This is a genomic window from Pelagimonas sp. (genome assembly GCF_050633425.1).
Classification (GTDB): Bacteria; Pseudomonadota; Alphaproteobacteria; order Rhodobacterales; family Rhodobacteraceae; genus Pelagimonas.
Genome location: NZ_JBOEGM010000016.1, coordinates 300,341 through 317,645 on the forward strand (window position 1 = coordinate 300,341; position 17,305 = coordinate 317,645).

General features: G+C 55.1%; 14 protein-coding genes and 1 tRNA gene. 6 read left to right on the forward strand and 9 right to left on the reverse strand.

Annotated elements, in window-relative coordinates:
- Positions 1 to 54 precede the first annotated feature (54 nt).
- The 8 genes from trpE to fabI all read right to left on the reverse strand — a co-directional run bounded on the left by trpE (position 55) and on the right by fabI (position 8,120).
- Positions 55 to 1,569 (reverse strand): anthranilate synthase component I, encoded by a 1,515-nt coding sequence (gene trpE / locus ACRBB0_RS14605; RefSeq protein ID WP_431375174.1) that lies wholly within the window; start codon positions 1,567 to 1,569, stop codon positions 55 to 57.
- A 15-nt stretch (positions 1,570 to 1,584) separates the two neighbouring features.
- Positions 1,585 to 3,435: a peptidyl-prolyl cis-trans isomerase gene (locus ACRBB0_RS14610; RefSeq protein WP_431375175.1), complete on the reverse strand. Its 1,851-nt coding sequence runs from the start codon at positions 3,433 to 3,435 to the stop codon at positions 1,585 to 1,587.
- A 55-nt stretch (positions 3,436 to 3,490) separates the two neighbouring features.
- A complete protein-coding gene (locus tag ACRBB0_RS14615) occupies positions 3,491 to 4,675 on the reverse strand; it encodes an aminotransferase (protein ID WP_431375176.1) in 1,185 nt (394 codons plus the stop codon).
- A 31-nt stretch (positions 4,676 to 4,706) separates the two neighbouring features.
- Entirely contained in the window at positions 4,707 to 5,213 is a 507-nt protein-coding gene (gene gpt, locus ACRBB0_RS14620; RefSeq protein ID WP_431375177.1) for a xanthine phosphoribosyltransferase, read from the reverse strand.
- 10 nt (positions 5,214 to 5,223) lie between these two features.
- Positions 5,224 to 5,835 carry a LysE family translocator gene (locus ACRBB0_RS14625; protein WP_431375178.1) on the reverse strand — a complete coding sequence of 204 codons (612 nt, stop codon included), beginning with the start codon at positions 5,833 to 5,835 and terminating at the stop codon, positions 5,224 to 5,226.
- 3 nt (positions 5,836 to 5,838) lie between these two features.
- Positions 5,839 to 6,441 (reverse strand): LysE family translocator, encoded by a 603-nt coding sequence (locus ACRBB0_RS14630; protein WP_431375179.1) that lies wholly within the window; start codon positions 6,439 to 6,441, stop codon positions 5,839 to 5,841.
- Between the two features lie 126 nt (positions 6,442 to 6,567).
- A complete protein-coding gene (locus tag ACRBB0_RS14635; RefSeq protein WP_431375180.1) occupies positions 6,568 to 7,287 on the reverse strand; it encodes a hypothetical protein in 720 nt (239 codons plus the stop codon).
- Between the two features lie 26 nt (positions 7,288 to 7,313).
- On the reverse strand, positions 7,314 to 8,120 hold the full coding sequence (gene fabI, locus ACRBB0_RS14640; RefSeq protein ID WP_431375181.1) for an enoyl-ACP reductase FabI: 807 nt from the start codon (positions 8,118 to 8,120) through the stop codon (positions 7,314 to 7,316).
- Positions 8,121 to 8,253: 133 nt separating this feature from the next.
- Here fabI and pdxH point away from each other — a divergent pair, with 133 nt between their 5' ends.
- The 6 genes from pdxH to ACRBB0_RS14670 all read left to right on the forward strand — a co-directional run bounded on the left by pdxH (position 8,254) and on the right by ACRBB0_RS14670 (position 15,795).
- The gene (gene pdxH, locus ACRBB0_RS14645) at positions 8,254 to 8,859 is read left to right on the forward strand and encodes a pyridoxamine 5'-phosphate oxidase (protein ID WP_431375182.1); all 606 of its coding nucleotides are present in this window, start codon (positions 8,254 to 8,256) and stop codon (positions 8,857 to 8,859) included.
- Positions 8,860 to 9,021: 162 nt separating this feature from the next.
- Complete coding sequence (locus ACRBB0_RS14650) at positions 9,022 to 9,552, forward strand: cold-shock protein (RefSeq protein ID WP_431375183.1); 531 nt, start codon at positions 9,022 to 9,024, stop codon at positions 9,550 to 9,552.
- 77 nt (positions 9,553 to 9,629) lie between these two features.
- Positions 9,630 to 10,265 carry a DUF192 domain-containing protein gene (locus ACRBB0_RS14655; protein ID WP_431375184.1) on the forward strand — a complete coding sequence of 212 codons (636 nt, stop codon included), beginning with the start codon at positions 9,630 to 9,632 and terminating at the stop codon, positions 10,263 to 10,265.
- Positions 10,266 to 10,332: 67 nt separating this feature from the next.
- A tRNA-Pro gene (locus tag ACRBB0_RS14660) sits at positions 10,333 to 10,409 on the forward strand.
- Positions 10,410 to 10,996: 587 nt separating this feature from the next.
- Positions 10,997 to 14,668 (forward strand): vitamin B12-dependent ribonucleotide reductase, encoded by a 3,672-nt coding sequence (locus ACRBB0_RS14665; RefSeq protein ID WP_431375185.1) that lies wholly within the window; start codon positions 10,997 to 10,999, stop codon positions 14,666 to 14,668.
- Between the two features lie 257 nt (positions 14,669 to 14,925).
- A complete protein-coding gene (locus ACRBB0_RS14670; RefSeq protein WP_431375186.1) occupies positions 14,926 to 15,795 on the forward strand; it encodes a glycosyltransferase family 2 protein in 870 nt (289 codons plus the stop codon).
- A gap of 64 nt (positions 15,796 to 15,859) precedes the next feature.
- Here ACRBB0_RS14670 and ACRBB0_RS14675 read toward each other — a convergent pair whose 3' ends face one another.
- Complete coding sequence (locus ACRBB0_RS14675) at positions 15,860 to 17,074, reverse strand: NADP-dependent isocitrate dehydrogenase (protein ID WP_431375187.1); 1,215 nt, start codon at positions 17,072 to 17,074, stop codon at positions 15,860 to 15,862.
- Between the last annotated feature and the right edge of the window lie 231 nt (positions 17,075 to 17,305).

The following is a 17,305-nucleotide window of genomic DNA, read 5'->3' on the forward strand; positions in this document are numbered from 1 at the left end:
CCTTTTTGGTTATGGGCATGGATTGTGTACGGGTTTATATTGTTTACGGGTTTATCAAGAATTTCCGTTGCCGGTAAAACGCGCGGCGTCTGCGGCCGCCCGTCGAATGGCGTTGGATTTATGCACCGTTTCTTGGTATTCGGCTTCGGGATCGCTGTCATAAACAACGCCGCCACCGGCTTGGATATATAGCTTTTGATCCTTGACGATGGCCGTACGCAACGCGATGCACATATCCATATCGCCCCCGGCGCTGAAATAGCCAACACCGCCGCCATACACTCCGCGTTTTTCGGGCTCAAGCTCGTCGATGATCTCCATCGCGCGGACTTTTGGAGCACCAGAAACGGTTCCTGCGGGCATGCCTGCAAAGAAGGCCGACAGCGCATCCTGATCTTCGTGCAATTCGCCAATCACGTTGGAAACGATATGCATGACGTGGCTGTAGCGTTCGATGATGAACTCTTCGGTGGGGCGCACTGTGCCGATCTTGGCGACACGCCCAACGTCGTTGCGGCCCAGATCCAGAAGCATCAAATGCTCTGCCAGCTCTTTCTTGTCGGCCAACAGATCCAGCTCATAGGCTTTGTCCTGTTCTGGCGTCGCCCCGCGTGGGCGCGTGCCAGCAATCGGACGAATTGTGACTTCGTTGCCAAAGACCCGAACAAGAATTTCCGGCGACGCTCCGATAAGCTGAAACCCACCAAAGTTGAAATGGAACATAAATGGAGACGGGTTGGTGCGGCGCAAGGAACGATAGAGCGTAAAGGGCGGCAGCGGGAAATCTTGGGTCCAGCGTTGCGCCGGGACGACCTGAAAAATATCTCCAGCCTTAATGTATTCCTTGGCTTTGATGACAGCGTCTTTGTAGCCTTGATGGGTGAAATTCGACACCGGCTCGCCCAGATCGGCGGCTTCACCCAAATCACGAGAGGCTTGGGGCAGGGCGCGTTCAAGATCACGCACGGCATCCATCACCCGCTCAGCGGCTTGGGCATAGGCGGCGCGCGCCGACATGCCGTCCTGCACCCAAGCGGGTGATACGACGGTGACTTCTCCCTTGGCCCCGTCCAATACGGCAACAACAGAGGGGCGCATCATGCAGGCATCGGGAAGTCCAAGCGGATCAGAATTGATATTGGGCAGATGCTCAACCAACCGGATCATATCGTAGCCCAGATAGCCAAACAGGCCAGCGGCGGCTTGGGGCAGGTCTTCGGGCAGATCAATTTTGCTTTCGGCCAGCAGCTTGCGCAGTTCACTCAGTGGTTCGCCACTTTGTGCTTCAAAGCTATCGGGATCAAATCGCGCAGCGCGGTTGATGCGCGATTTGGAACCATGGCATTGCCAAATCAAGTCAGGCTTCATTCCGATGATCGAATAACGACCGCGAATTTCGCCGCCGGTCACCGATTCGAGCATGAAGCTATCACGCGCAGCACCGGTCAATTTGAGCATCAAAGACACCGGCGTATCAAGATCGGCGGCCAAACGGGTATATACCACCTGATTTTTACCCGCCTTATAGGATGCGGCGAAATCGTCGAAAGAAGGCGTAAGTTCTGACATGGGCCTGATCGGACCTTATTGGAAGTTGGCGTGAACGGCGTTGATCGCCTGGCGGTCGATGTTAATGCCTGCGCGTTGTTGGATGTCTGCGGACAGGGCGCGGAACAGGTCTTGGGAGACGTCAGACGCAGCCTGATCCCCAAACAGGTTGGACAGCATCTGTGCGCTTTCATCCTCGGGATCGGCGGTCAGGATGTCATCAAGGCGCAAGATAACCGCGCCTTCTGGGCCGGGTACAACGCGCACTTGACCGGGGTCCATTTCGAACACAGCGCTTAGAATACCGGCCCCAAGATTGGCACCATAGGCGTTGCGGGTCAGACCCTCTTCGGTTTGCGCCGTCAAGGACAAGGCTTCAAAGGTTTTGCCTTCGCGGAGTTCTGTCGCTTTGAGTTCGGCCTGTTCCACCAGGGCTTTGGTCCGTTCCGCGTTGTCATAGGCAGCAATGACATTGTCTTTGACATCTTCAAACGGGATCGGCGCCGGGGGCAAGATTTCTTCAAGGCGCATTGCGAACACACCCCCATCCCCAAGTTGTGTGATGGAGGGGTAATCATCGGCAGTCGCGGCCACGGCGGCTTCGCGGAAGCCATCATAGGCTGCGATTTCGCCATCACCATCGTTGCCAGTCCAACCGATTTGACCCAGCTCTAAATCTGTGGCCTCAGCCAGTTCTTCCAAAGTGGCACCGGCAGCGAGCTCATCGTCAAAGTCTTGGGCTTGCAGCGCAATCGCGCGGCGGGCGCGATCCAGCGCCAAGGCGTCGCGCAGATCAGGCGTGGCCTCTTCGAAGCTTGTGGATTGGGCTGGAAGAACCGCGTTCACACGGAACAACGCCGGGCCAAGATCAGATGGGGCAGGTCCGACAACATCGCCAACAGACGCGGCAAAAGCGACAGTCGAAGCATCGCCAAGATCCTGTTTGGTTACATCGCCCATATCCGTATCGGACAGGGTCAGATCACGCTCAGTAACCAGGTCTTCGAAAGTTGCCTCGCCCGCTGTGACGCGGTCAACAGCGGCCTGTGCTTCGGCTTCGTCGCCATAGACAAGACGTTCAACCAATCGGCGTTCTGGCATGTTAAATTCGGTCTCACGTTCGGCATAAGCGGCCCGCAGGCTTTCTTCGTCGACTTCAACAGTGTCAAGGATCATCGCCGGGGTGAGCCATACAAACGTAATCTGTTTGGTTTCGGGCCGGGTGTATTGATCAATATTGTCTTCATACCACGCGGTGAGCTGGTCATCCGTTGGGACGGGCAAACCGGTCGTCAGGTTTTCAGAACCGTAAGACGCCCATGTAAAGGCGCGGCGCTCACCTGCGAAGTTCACCAGTGTATCCACATAGGTATCGGGGAGCTTTACACCGGCCAAAACCGAGCCTTGCAAGATAGTGCTGGCGCTGTCGGCGCGCAGGCCTTCTTCGAACTCACGCTCATTCAAGCCCGCGTTCTCCAAGGCGTATTCATAGGCCTGACGGCTGAATTGACCATCGGCCCCGTGAAAGGCCGTTGTATTGAGAATCTCTTCGGCAAGCCGTTCGTCGCCAACAGAAATCCCCATTTTGGTCGCTTCATCTTCAAGCGCGGCATTGACGACCATTTGCGCCAAAACCTGATCGGTGACGCCGGTATCTTGCGCCTGTTGAAACGTCATCGGAGCGCCGTTTTGGGCTTCGATTACAGAAATTTGATTGCGCAGGCTGCGATAATACTCCTGAACACCAATTTTGGCATCACCAACCGAGCCAATGTTGGTCACATTGCCCGAAAAATTGGTGGCCCCAAAGCCGCCTAAGCCAACAAACAGAAGCGCCATAAGGCCGTAGACAAAGATCTTGCCTATGCTGGTTTTTTTCTCGGCCATAGTGTCCTCCGAAGGATTGCTGTTCGTGCGTGTGTCGCCTTGTCTACGACGCGGCTTAAGCCCCTGCAAGGGGCCAGTCGAGGCTGGCGAGACGCTTGGTGACATTCTCGATGCCAGAACGGTTCACATTTGCGAAAGCGACGCGAAACGCGCGGTCAGCTGAGGCATCGCCCTCTGGCATAAACATCGAGGCCGGTAGGAGCAAAACGCCTGCATCCGTGACCAATTTGGGGGCCAAATCCTGGGCGCGTCCGTGGAAGGGATGAGTGACCCAGGCAAAATAGGCCCCGACACTTTGGAGTTGCCAGCCCTGTGCCCTGAGACGTGGGAAGTTTTCATGAATGGCCGCGCGTCTGTCCAAAAGCTCGGCGCGCTGTTGTGCAAGCCAGGGGGCCAAATTGCGCAATCCCCATTCTGCTGCGACCTGGCCAAGCGTCGGTGCGCAAATCGTGATTGTGTCGAGGTATTTTTCGACTTCGGACAGGAAGGCCGCATTTGCAATAATGGCTCCGGTGCGATGGCCGGTCATGCGGAAACTTTTGGAAAAGCTATAGAGCTGGATCAGGGTTTGGTCCCACTCCGGCGTCTGAACAAGATCATGCAACGGGTCATGTTCACTGTGAAAATCGCGGTATGTTTCATCAATGATAAGCTTGATCCCATGCGCGCGTGCCAATTCGAAAAAGGCGCGCAGCAAGGCCGGCGGGTACTCAACACCGGTGGGATTATTGGGGGAGATCAACAAGATCGCCTTAGTCTTGGCGGTGATCAGCTGACGGGCGGCATTTACATCAGGCAGCAGATCACCACCGACCGAGAGCGGACGGGCCTCTACACCCGCCATATCCATGCACATCTTATGATTAAAGTACCATGGCACCGGCAAAACAACGTTATCACCGACACTGCATAACGCCGCAACACAGGCGGCAAAGGCCTGATTGCAGCCCGCAGTGATGGCGATTTGGTCGGCCTCGACCTTGGCCGCATAAAACCGCGACCAGCACTGTGCCAAGGTTTGGCGCAGATTGGGCAGGCCCAACACAGGGCCATATAGATGCGTCTCAGGTGAGGTGAGGGCCTGCGCCATCACGTCTTGCAAAACGGGCGGCGGAGGATCTGCGGGAACAGCTTGGCTCAGGTCGATAAGCGGACGATCCGCAGAAAACTCGACGCCCTCCAACCACTTGCGCGCAGCCGGAATGGGGGGCGCAAAGGTGGCCTGCGTCCAGCTTGTCATATGGGAATCTCCGCCAATCCTCTAGGATCACTTAATCATCTAGGCCAGTGTAGGGTTTGACGTATTGCAGCGCCATATCCCACGGGAAAAAGATCCAGGTGTCTTGGCTGACTTCGGTGATATAGGAATTCACCATCGGCTTGCCCATCGGTTTTGCATAGATGGTGGCGACATGGGCGTTGGGCATGTGGTCCCGAACAACCTCAAGCGTTTTGCCGGTGTCGACCAGATCGTCGATGACCAGAACTCCGGTGCCATCGCCAACCAATTCGGCATTGGGCGCTTTGATAACCTGCGGTTCGGATTGGCTTTGGTGCTGATAGCTTTTGACGCTGATTGTATCAACCATGCGAATGTCCAATTCGCGCGCGATGATCATTGCGGGGGCCATGCCACCACGGGTGATCGCAACGATGGCTTTCCAGCCTTTGCCGTCTGGGCTGAGATCCTGCAAACGCCAAGCCAGCGCCCGCGCATCGCGGTGTAGCTGATCCCAGCTGACATGGAATCCTTTTTCATGTGGCAAACGATCGGTCATCGGGGTCTCCTTAGGTCAGGGCTATTTTTAGCCCAAACAGGGCAATCAAGGCGCCAAAAGCCCGGTCGGTCCAGGCTTTGACGCGGGCATAAATGGCGCGTGGGGTTGGAAGGGAAAAAACGCGTGCAACGGTCAGATACCATAGGGTCTCATTGAGCCCAATAACCGCTACAAGAACCACGCGAGACAAAACAGAGGCATCGGTGGGCAACAGCCCGACAAAGACGGCGCCAAAGAAAACAGCGGGTTTGGGGTTGGTGGCGAAGGCCAAAAAACCCATGCGCATTGCAGACATCCGGCTGCGCGGTGCCTTGTCGGTCATTTGCGGCATCGAATCTGATGCGCTGCGCCACATCAAAACCGCAACATAGATCAGGAAAAGGCCGCCGAGTATTTTGAGGGCAAAGAACAGGGTCGGGACCAATTCGAACAACAGCGCCAATCCAGCCATCGCGCCCGCAGCCCATAACATTGCCCCGATCCCAAAGCCGAGGCTAAGCATGGCAGCGGTCGCAAAGCCTTCTGAGGCGGCGGTGCGCAGACATAGCACAAAGGTCGGGCCGGGGCTGATCGCGGCCAAAAGATGGATCAGCGAGATGGACAAAAAGACAGTCAGCGCCATGCGTTAGCGACCTACCAAAAGTTTGAGCCCCAAGAGACCAAGAATGGCCCCGGCGGCACGATCAAGGATCGGTTTCAGACGCAAATATCCCGCACGGGCCGGCGCAGTGCTCAGCAAAGCTGCGAAACAGCCATAGGCGATGAGCTCCACCGCAAGGTGATTGCCGACGATCAGAGCTTTGTCAGTCAGGCTGAGACCTGCCGGAAAGATGACCACCAAAACCGAGGCCGCAAAGAGCACCGATTTAGGATTGGCCAAATTGACCAAAAGCCCACCCAAAAAGGCCTTTTTGCCCGGTGAGGCGCTGGAGGGCAGCGGTTTGGCTGCATCGCGCCAAAGCCCGTAGGCAACCCAAATCAGATACAAGGCACCGACGGTTTTGATCACGGCAAAGGCCCATGGGAAGAGGATAAACACCGCCTCAAGCCCGAGAAGCGCGGCGGCGGTCCAACAGGCGGCCATCACCGCGAGGCCCGCACCGGTGGCCATGCCAACCCAAATCCCGCCGCTGATCGCCTGGCGCAACGCAAAAAGCAGCGCAGGGCCGGGGGCCGCGAGCGCGGCAAGAAGTGTCAGGTTGAACGCGAGGAGGTGGGTCCAGTCCATGGGATGTCATTCCTTTGCGGGCCTTTGCGGACCTTTTGGGACCTTTGCGGGCCTATACAGCGTGTTTTAGGCCAGTATCGGGGGCCCAGCAAATCGAAAACAGCGCAAAACGCCGGTGCGGGCAAGTCATTTCAACTCGTACCGGCCGTTTGATTGGATAACGTCGGGGATCTGATGGCTGGTTTCGAAGGCGTTGTGGACGGTGGCAAGCTGTTGCCAAAACTCAAACCAAGGCGACCCCGTGGCTTTGGTGAGCCGGGCGTCATTCATCCGAAAGGGGAAGGCATGGACGGGCACCCAGGCCTGCCCGGCGCTAAGAGCCGCGTCGACCAGAACATAGATTTCCTCAATCAGAGGATCTGTCATCGCGTAGCAGCCCACCGAAACGCAATTGCCATGCACCATAAGAAAGCTGCCGGTGCGGTCATGCGCGCGGTCAAAGGCGTTGGGAAACCCCAGGTTGAAAGACAAATGAAAGCGTGAGTTCGGATTAAGGGCCTCCCGCGTGACGTGGTAAATCCCTTCGGGGGATTGGCCATCCCCCTCCTGCAATTTGGGGCCAAGCGCACCTGAGAAGTTGCAAATAGGATAGGTTTTGAACAGTTCAAAACGCGGGCCTTTTTGCACCCAAAGCTCCAGCTCAGCGTCTTCCTTGAAAAGGCGAATGAAAACCGGTGCCGCGAATTCAATCTCCTGTTGCGCCAATTGCGCCACAAGACGCGGACGTTGCTTGGCGCGGATGGCCGAAATATCCCCACGCAGCCCGAGTTGCTCTGCAATGGGGGCGGGAATCATAAGCCGGCTTTTGTAACCGGCAAACAAAATGCCCGCGGCGAGCGCGAGCATTAAAGAGATTTTCCAAACCCGGCGCACTAGCTTTTGGTGATGTCCGGTGCGTCGACGGCCTTCATGCCAACCACGTGATAGCCTGCGTCAACATGGAGGTTTTCGCCAGTCACACCGCTACCCAGATCGGAGAGCAGATACAGCGCGGATTTGCCAACGTCATCAGTTGTCACATTGCGGCGCAAGGGCGAGTTGTATTCGTTCCACTTCATAATATAGCGGAAATCACCGATGCCCGACGCGGCCAGTGTTTTGATCGGCCCGGCAGAAATCGCATTGACGCGAATACCGTCTTTGCCAAGATCTTCGGCAAGATATTTCACCGACGCTTCTAGTGCGGCCTTGGCGACACCCATGACATTATAGTGCGGCATAACTTGCTCGGCACCATAATAGGTAAGTGTCAGGGCGCTGCCCCCCGGTTTCATCATCTTTTCGGCGCGCTGCATGATCGCCGTAAAGCTGTAGACCGAAATATCCATGGTCATGGTGAAGTTGCCACGCGTGGTGTCGACATAGCGCCCCCGCAATTCACCCTTGTCGGAAAAGCCAATGGCGTGCACGACAAAATCAAGCTCGCCCCATTTTTCCTTGAGAACCTCAAACAAATTATCCATCGAGGCTTCGTCGCCAACGTCGCACGGCAGAACAATGTCGCTGCCCAATTGTGCGGCCAAGGGGCCAACGCGTTTTTTGAGCGCATCGCCTTGGTATGAAAACGCCAGCTCAGCACCGGCATCGGCGCAGGCCTTGGCGATCCCCCAAGCGATCGACTTGTCATTGGCAAGACCCATGATGAGACCGCGTTTACCGGCCATCAAACCATTCGACATTTTGGAACTCCAACCCTGTCCTTGTGTAGCCTTGGTCTTTAGGTGATCGACACGAGCGCATCAAGGCCACAGCTATTACGGGTTGCACATTTGGTAGAGCTGAGGGACATCTTTCTCGAAAAGGGAGGCTGATATGTCAGATAGAACCGGTATTTTCGCAGGGGATGACCCGTTTGTTTTGGCGCAAAGCTGGCTGGATGAGGCGGTGACATCTGAAATCAACGATCCCAATGCCATTGCTTTGTCCACGGTTGATGCGGATGGGCTCCCGAATACACGGATGGTTTTGCTCAAGGATATCGAAGCGGACGCCTTTGTCTTTTACACCAATTACGGAAGCGCCAAGGCGGTCGAATTGGACGGGCAGGGCAAGGCGAGTTTTGTGATGCATTGGAAATCTCTGCGTCGCCAGATTCGGGTGCGTGGCCTTGTTGAACGTGAAGATGGTCCGCAGGCCGATGAATATTATGCCTCACGATCCCTCAAAAGCCGACTCGGGGCTTGGGCCTCGCATCAATCCCAACCCTTGGGATCGCGGGCATCTTTGATGGCAGATGTGGCAAAAATAACAGCAAGTAAGGGCCCAAACCCGCCACGTCCGCCGTTTTGGGGCGGTTATAGGATTCGGCCCGTAGAAATCGAATTTTGGGCCGATGGCGCGTTCAGATTGCACGATCGCTTTCGCTGGACACGGCCAGATTGTACCAGTGATTGGGGAATCTCGCGATTGCATCCCTAAAACGGGATATGTTCTGGTTCAAACGGATAGGTTGGGTCAAAATGACCAAGTTTGTCTGTGCCCCTGACACAAAATAGAGCAAATTGTAGACCTTGAAATCCGACTGTTTTTTGTACCAAGACAGTCGGCGGGGATACGTCAGTACATCACTGGAAGGTGAGTTTGAAACAGAACGACAATGAAGTGACACGGTTACTTGGCAAGGTTAAGTGGTTTGATCCCGTAAAGGGATTTGGTTTTGTAGTTGCTGATGAGGGCGGACCAGACATTTTGCTTCACGCAAATGTCCTTCGCAACTTTGGGCAAAGCTCAGTGGCCGATGGGGCGCAAATCGAGATCGACGTTCAAGAGACCGATCGCGGCGTGCAAGCAACAGAAGTGTTGCGAATTGATCCACCCGAGGTCGCGGATAACGCGCCTTTGGCGGATTTTGAACATTTGGACCCAGAGATCATGGCGCAGGCTTCACTCGAGCCAGCCCGTGTGAAGTGGTTTGACAAGGCCAAAGGCTTTGGGTTTGCAAATGTGTTTGGAAAACCCGATGATGTTTTCATTCATATCGAGGTCCTGCGTCGGTCAGGCCTTGCGGATTTGCAGCCCGGAGAGGCATTGGCAATTCGCGTGGTCGACGGCAAGCGCGGACGCATGGCGATGGAAGTGAACGCATGGGAAGCAGCTTTGGTACGCGAGTAGGGGGGCGGTTTGGACCGGCCTTAATTGGTACAGTCACAACGACCTCTCTTATGGCTTTGCTGCTTGGCAGTCAGGTTATGGCAGACAAAACTGCTTTGGAAGAAGGATCTGGAGGAGACCACACCAAAAGTGTTGCTCCTCCAAAGATCACCTCGGCGCCGCTCGTTGAGCCAGCGCCAGGAATTGCGCCTCCTTTTACATTAAACCCTATCCCGGACGTGGCCAAAGGTGACACGATCGAGACGCCCGACGAGGTCAACGTGTCGACCCAGGGTGATGTGCAGAGCGCAGCAGCTGACAACGTTGCCGGGAATTGCCCGCATGAGACGGTGTGGTTGCGTGGGCCCTTTGGGCAGGCGCGCTTTGCCGTGGAAGTCGCCGCAACGAGGTCTGATCGGGCACAAGGCTTGATGCATGTCGCCTATATGCCCAGCAGCAAGGGTATGCTGTTTGTCTACGACTACCCTCAAGAGGTGGCGTTTTGGATGAAGAATACCCTTATCCCATTGGACATTCTCTATGCTGACGAACAGGGAGTTGTCACCAGCATTCAGGCCAATGCGGTGCCTGGTGATCTGACGCCATTGCCCGGTGGCGGGCTCATTCAGTATGTATTGGAAATCAATGGCGGCTTGTCGGCTCAACTCGGGATTGAGCCAGGAGCACAGCTCAAACACCCCGCAATTTCGACCCCAATTTGGCCATGTGAATAATTTTTGAAATTGTTTGAAATTGGGGGTTTCCATCCGGAAAAACTCTCGCTAAACACCGCCTCACGGTCGGGGTGTGGCGCAGTCTGGTAGCGCACCTGTTTTGGGTACAGGGGGTCGTGAGTTCGAATCTCGCCACCCCGACCACTTTCACTAAATCGCTAGATGTAGTCGCCTGCGGGCGCATCCCTCGGCGGGAGACCCATATGTGGTGTACGTCGCGGAGTTGATTCGAGGGGGTTCACCCTTGTTTGTGCCCCAATCGCCACATCTTGGTTAACTTAAGAAAGATTAACGGATTTTGCCGGTTATCTTCAGGTGATTTGTCAACATCTGTGGATAACTTGGCCCGAGCATTGGATTTTCCCAAGTGTTACCGGGATGCCCTCGCGTTAACGTTCTGTGGGTGAATCGGGGGAGGACCACAGCCCCTTGTGGGGGCAAGTTTCGTCAACACAAAATATATGTAGAAACTGTAAAAAAAGCCGTTGACCCAATGGCCAGATAACAGCAGTTTGTGCAGGCCGGTCGGGAAGCACACTAGATATAGTAGCCAAGACCGCACAAGGGATAGAACGCTTATCACTGTTAGGATCGCCGGTTTTCCGGTGGCTGCGCTTCACTCGCGCAGGATAGTCGCTCTTTGCCCGATGTGTTCCGTAACAGGAGGCAATTGTAACGGGACCAGCCAGAGCCGACTCCAAAGGCCAAAATCAGAGACAGGGGCAGCACAGATGAAAATCGAGCGTAAATTCACAAAAGCCGGTCAGGATGCTTACGAAGGTGTCGAGTTTGTCACCACAAGCTCTGAAATCCGCAATCCCGATGGAACAGTTGTCTTCTCGAATGACAATCTCGAAATTCCGGGCAAGTGGAGCCAAGTTGCTGGCGATGTGATTGCGCAGAAGTATTTTCGCAAGGCTGGCGTTCCAGTCGCTTTGAAACGTGTTCCAGAAGACGGTGTACCTGAATTCCTATGGCGGTCTGTTCCGGCCGAGGACGGCACGGAAAAGACGGGCGAAAACTCGGCCAAGCAAGTGTTTGACCGCCTGGCAGGTGCCTGGGCCTATTGGGGCTGGAAAGGTGGTTATTTCAGCACCGAAGACGATGCCCGCGCCTATTTCGATGAGATGCGCTTTATGCTGGCAACGCAGATGGCCGCTCCAAACAGCCCGCAGTGGTTCAACACCGGCCTGCATTGGGCCTATGGCATCGATGGACCCGGTCAGGGCCATTTCTATGTCGACTACAAGACAGGCAAGCTCACCGCGTCGGACAGCGCCTACGAGCACCCACAACCGCATGCTTGCTTTATCCAGTCCGTCTCAGACGATCTAGTCAAAGAGGGCGGCATCATGGATCTCTGGGTGCGTGAAGCGCGTTTGTTCAAATACGGCTCGGGGACGGGCACCAACTTTTCCAGCTTGCGCGCCGAAGGTGAAAACCTGTCGGGCGGCGGCAAGTCTTCGGGCCTGATGGGCTTCTTGAAAATCGGGGATCGGGCGGCCGGTGCGATCAAATCAGGCGGCACAACGCGTCGCGCTGCGAAAATGGTAATCTGTGACGCCGATCACCCTGATATCGAAGAGTTCATCAACTGGAAGGTCAAGGAAGAGCAAAAGGTTGCGTCGATCGTGGCCGGGTCCAAAATGCATGAGAAGATGCTGAACGGTATCTTTGACGCGATCAAAAAATGGGATGGTGCCGTCGAAGCCGCCTATAACCCAAAAGAAAACAGTGGCCTGAAAGAGGCCATTCGCGAAGCCAAGAAGACGATGATCCCCGAAACCTATGTCAAACGGGTTCTGGATTACGCCAAGCAGGGCTATGCGAGCATTGAATTCCCAACCTATGACACCGATTGGGACAGTGAAGCCTATGCAAGCGTGTCGGGCCAGAACTCCAACAACTCAATCCGCGTCACCGATGCCTTTTTGAAGGCCGTCAAGGAAGACAAAGATTGGGAGCTGATCCGGCGCACCGATGGCAGTGTCGCCAAAACCATCAAAGCGCGTGATCTGTGGGAAAATGTTGGCCACGCGGCCTGGGCCTGTGCCGATCCCGGCATCCAGTTCCACGACACAGTAAACGCTTGGCATACATGCCCCGAAGATGGCGAAATTCGCGGCTCGAACCCGTGTTCCGAATATATGTTCCTCGATGACACAGCCTGTAACCTGGCGTCGATGAACCTTTTGACCTTCCTCAAAGGCGATCACTTTGACGCCGAGAGCTATATGCATGCCACGCGCCTGTGGACCCTGACGCTTGAAATCAGCGTGACCATGGCGCAATTCCCGTCCAAGGAGATCGCGCAGCTATCCTATGACTTCCGCACCTTGGGTCTTGGCTACGCCAATATCGGCGGTCTGCTGATGAACCTTGGTCTTGGGTATGACTCGGTCGAAGGGCGTGCCCTTGGCGGTGCATTGACCGCGATCATGACCGGTGTGTCTTATGCGACCTCGGCTGAAATCGCCGGAGAGCTGGGTCCGTTCTCGGGTTATAAGCGCAACAAAGAGCACATGCTGCGGGTGATCCGTAACCACCGGAATGCCGCTTATGGCGCGACGTCTGGATATGACGGTTTGGACATCAAACCAGTGCCTCTGGATCATGCCGGCTGTCCTGATGGCACGCTGGTTGAGCTGGCGATGAGCTGCTGGGACGAAGCGCTGCGCCTTGGTGAGCAGCACGGTTATCGCAACGCCCAAACCTCGGTCATTGCCCCAACCGGCACCATTGGCCTGGTGATGGATTGTGACACCACGGGTATTGAACCTGACTTTGCGCTGGTGAAATTCAAGAAACTGGCCGGTGGCGGTTACTTCAAAATCATCAACCGCTCGGTGCCTGCGGCGCTTGATACGCTCGGGTATTCTTCGGCTCAGATCGAAGAGATCATCAGCTATGCGGTGGGGCATCAGACGCTCGGCAATGCGCCAGTGATCAACCACACATCGCTGATTGGGCATGGGTTTGGTCCTGCTCAGATTGAGAAGGTCGAAACCGCGCTGGCGACGGCTTTTGACATCCGGTTTGTGTTCAACCAATGGACGCTGGGCGAAGATTTCTGCGTCGATGTGCTTGGCATTCCAACGGCCAAGCTGAACGACCCGACCTTTGATTTGCTGCGCCACCTCGGCTATTCCAAAACCGATATTGACGCGGCCAATGACCATGTTTGTGGCACCATGACGCTTGAAGGGGCACCGCATCTGCGCGCCCAAGACTATTCTGTATTCGATTGCGCCAACCCATGCGGCAAAACCGGCACGCGGTATCTGTCGGTGAATGCGCATATTGACATGATGGCGGCGGCGCAGTCGTTCATTTCGGGTGCGATTTCCAAGACCATCAATATGGCCAACGACGCCACCATCGAAGATTGCCAAGCTGCCTATGAGCGTAGCTGGAAGATGGGTGTCAAAGCCAACGCGCTGTATCGTGACGGCTCGAAACTATCGCAGCCTTTGGCAGCCGCGCTGGTTGAAGATGACGATGATGCCGCCGACATTCTTGAAACGGGCAACCCGGCTGAAAAGGCGCAGGTTTTAGCAGAAAAGATCGTCGAAAAGATTGTGGTCAAAGAGATCATCAAGTCTGAGCGCACCAAAATGCCTGAGCGCCGTAAAGGCTATACTCAAAAAGCGGTTGTTGGCGGGCACAAGGTCTATTTGCGCACTGGCGAATACTCGGATGGTGCGCTTGGCGAGATTTTCATCGATATGCACAAAGAGGGAGCAGGCTTTCGCGCCATGATGAACAACTTTGCCATCGCGGTGTCGGTTGGTCTTCAATACGGCGTGCCGCTTGAGGAATTTGTTGACGCCTTTACCTTCACCAAGTTTGAGCCCGCCGGCATGGTTCAGGGCAATGACAGCATCAAAAATGCCACGTCGATCCTTGATTATATTTTCCGCGAATTGGCGGTTTCTTACCTTGATCGGACCGATCTGGCGCATGTGAAACCCGAAGGAGCATCCTTTGACGATCTGGGTCGCGGCCAAGAAGAAGGTGTTGCCAACGTTAAAGAATTGTCTGCAACCGCTGCGGATAAATCGCTGGCAGTGTTGAAGCAGATCAGCTCAACAGGGTATCTTCGCAAACGTCTTCCCCAAGAGTTGGTCGTGCTGCAAGGCGGGCAAGCGGGTGGTATGGCCTTTGGTCAAACCGGCACCGATCCGGTGCAAGCGCTGAACACATTGGTGCCCGAAACATCCGGTTCCGTCGCGCCAGAGGCGGCGGTTATGGAAACGTCCATGCCAGCAATGAATGCGGTCAGCCGGGCCAAGATGCAAGGCTATGAGGGCGAGGCCTGCGGAGATTGCGGCAACTACACATTGGTGCGCAACGGCACGTGTATGAAGTGCAACACCTGCGGATCAACATCAGGCTGCAGCTAAGACATCAAGACGAGGGGCGGATCAATGATCTGCCCCTCGCGCCTTTCGGGGGCCAGTGCGCTGGCCCTGAACGCAGATAGGGCCGCAGGCAAAAACTCAAGGGCGGTGAATATAGGAGCCCTATCGGCGAAACTAAAAGGGTCCCCAGGGGGGGCCTTTTTTTTGTGATGTGTTTGATGACGATCCCGAATTGCCATGTCTTCAGGCTTCAATATCGTCAAACCACGGGGTAACGTCTTTTAAAACGAGGGACCTGCATGAAAATTGCTGCTTTGACGATGGTTTACCGGGACTATTGGGCGCTGTCGCGCTGGTATACGCACCATGCAAAGCAATTGGGGGCCGAGAACCTGTTTGTCGTTGCACACGGCGACGATCCGCAAATTGGCGCGATATGTCCCGGTGCAAGTGTCATGACGATCCCACGCGACGGGTTTGACGATTTCGATAAAACCCGAGCGACCTTGTTGAACGGCATCCATAGTGGCCTTGATGCAGTGTATGACTGGGTTATTCGGACCGATGCGGATGAGCTGATTTGTTTCGACCCAGACTTATATGACACTCTGCCGGACGCAGTGGGTGCAAACGCGGATGCCCCTGTGCTGACGGCTTTGGGGTTTGATCTTGTGGAGATGCCGGGCGATCCCGAGATGAGAGACGGCACCGCCTTTGCCCAACGCAGGCAGATCGGATTTAGCGGTCACTATTCCAAGGCGGTGGCGTCACGGCGCGCGATTGATTTCTCGTTGCACGGTGTGCGTGTCGCGGCGCGGCGGCTCGAAACCTTTCCATTCAAGATGCCGCGCGGTTTCTACCTGGCACATTTAAAATACGCCAATAGCGATGCATTGGCCGATGGAACTGCGGTGCGCATGAACGTTGGAAATTCCGAAGGGCGTGGGTTGCCTGGGGCAGGGTGGCAGGCGGCGGATGAAGACGCCATCAAATTTTTGGACATGTTTGCAGACAAGCCCGTGCTGCCCTGGGACAAGGCAGAAAGCAAAGCCTATGCAACCCTGTCGGTGAAACCCGCGCGGATTGAGCGTTACAATCTTGTCAAAACGCGCGCGCTGAAACTTCCGTACCGTACCCAGCTTCCAGAGCGATTTGGGCACCAAGGATAGCGGCGTTCGCAATTCGGCGTACCGGGGGCTTTGCCAAGTCCCCGGCGTTTGGTTTACGTTAACCTCACCCGGCCAAAGCTTTGTTGAGGTTCTCGTCAATCTTTTCCAAGAACCCCATGGTGGTCAACCAGCCCTGATCCGGGCCAACCAAAAGCGCGAGGTCTTTGGTCATATGGCCGGATTCGACCGTATCAACGATCACTTTTTCAAGCGTCTCGGCAAAGCCCTTCAAAGCTTCGTTTTCGTCAAGCTTGGCACGGTGTTTGAGCGCGCCAGTCCAGGCATAAATCGAGGCAATCGAATTGGTCGAGGTTGCTTCGCCGGCCTGGTGTTGGCGATAGTGGCGCGTCACCGTTCCATGCGCCGCCTCGGCTTCGACGATTTTGCCATCAGGTGTCATCAATTGCGAGGCCATCATCCCCAATGAGCCAAATCCCTGTGCGACCGTGTCCGACTGAACATCACCGTCATAGTTTTTACAGGCCCAAACAAAGCCACCGTTCCACTTCAACGCACAGGCAACCATGTCGTCAATCAAGCGGTGCTGGTATTCAATGCCTGCAGCGTTGAATTTCTCTTCGAATTCATTTTCAAAGATTTCTTGGAACAGGTCTTTGAAACGGCCGTCATAGGCTTTGAGGATGGTGTTTTTGGTGGAAAGATACACCGGCCAGCCTAGGTTGAGGCCGTAGTTCAACGATGCGCGGGCAAAGTCACGGATCGACTCGTCAAGGTTGTACATCCCCATGGTCACGCCAGCGCCCGGGGCGTCATAGATTTCCTTTTCAATGACGGTGCCGTCGTCACCTTCAAACTTCATGGTGATTTTACCTTTTCCCGGAAAGCGGAAATCGGTTGCTTTGTATTGATCACCAAAAGCATGGCGGCCGACAACAATCGGTTGCGTCCAGCCCGGCACAAGGCGCGGTACGTTTTTACAGATAATCGGCTGCCGAAAGACAACGCCGCCAAGGATATTGCGGATCGTGCCGTTCGGGCTTCGCCACATCTTTTTCAGGCCAAATTCCTCGACCCGCTGTTCGTCCGGTGTGATGGTCGCACATTTGACTGCAACACCAATTTCTTTGGTTTTTTCAGCGGCATCAATGGTGATTTGATCTTCGGTGCGGTCGCGCTCTTCTATGCCCAGATCATAATACAGCAGGTCAATGTCCAGATAAGGAAGTATCAGTTTGTCTTTGATGAACTGCCACATGATGCGTGTCATTTCATCCCCATCCATTTCGACGATGGGGTTTTCTACCTTGATTTTGGTCATCCTGGCCCTCTTGGCTGGCGGTGCGTTTTCCGACTTCATACATCAAAATGGTTAATCAGAAAAGATCGTATGCAATTGTATACCGAATTTGACGCAGGGAGAATGCGTTCAATTGGAGTTAGATAGCGCCACTTGTTAAGCCCTACGCAACAGAAGTGCGATAGCGATACTTTGACTGCTCGCTTTAGGACGCATGGTTGGGTTCCGGGGTGGATCTGGGCGGGGCGAAGT